This is a genomic window from Pararhizobium sp. DWP3-4 (assembly GCF_049898205.1).
Lineage (GTDB): Bacteria > Pseudomonadota > Alphaproteobacteria > Rhizobiales > Rhizobiaceae > Pararhizobium.
Map to the genome: position 1 here is coordinate 1 of NZ_JAFCXF010000043.1, position 763 is coordinate 763.

Sequence of the window (763 nt, forward strand, 5' to 3'; positions counted from 1 at the left end):
GCGGCGGCTTACGTCTGTGTATCGGCAAATATAGAATCTTGCAAAATCAGTAACAACGAATAGGATGGTGTCGCGTCTCTAAATTTCTTACTTTGTCTCATCTTTAAATAGCTGTGACAGTCCGTGTAGCCGCAAAGTTAAAGTGTCCTGTTTCTGCAAAGTTAGAATGTCACACTCCCCGGGTCTGAACGATGCCTGGGAGATTGCAGATGGGATTGATTGCGATGAGCGAGCGTGATCTGCAGCGGATCGAGATTTTGTCGAAGGTGGTCGCCGGCCGGATGACGATGGTGTCAGCGGCGCATGTGCTTGATCTGAGCGAGCGCCAAGTGCGTCGGCTGCTGGAGCGGATCCGCACTGGTGGTGCGGCGTCGATCCGGCACAAGGCGATCGGCCGGCCGTCGAACAACCGGATCAGCGACGGTGTTCGGGATTATGCGGTGACGTTGGTTCACGAACGCTATGCGGACTTCGGGCCGACATTGGCGGCCGAGAAGCTTGCCGAGCGCGATGGCTTGCATGTGTCGCGCGAGACGCTGCGCAGTTGGATGTCGGAGGCCGGACTGTGGCTTTCACGCAAGCAGCGGCGGACGTTTCATCGGCCGCGGATGCGGCGCGAGGCCTATGGCGAGCTGGTGCAGATTGATGTGTGTGGACGCCCCGGTAAATGCAAGCAAAATCTTTCTTCGGTACGGGCATGTGGTCGGGTGCTGACGTGTGTCCGGCCTCGTATAGCGACTTCAACACGTCGCGGGCCCTTATG

General features: G+C 57.5%; 1 protein-coding gene. It reads left to right on the forward strand.

Features of this window, described 5'->3' with window-relative positions; genetic code table 11:
- Positions 1 to 209 precede the first annotated feature (209 nt).
- A partial coding sequence (locus tag ACP7E6_RS29430; RefSeq protein ID WP_426233723.1) for a helix-turn-helix domain-containing protein occupies positions 210 to 763 on the forward strand: 554 nt, incomplete at its 3' end.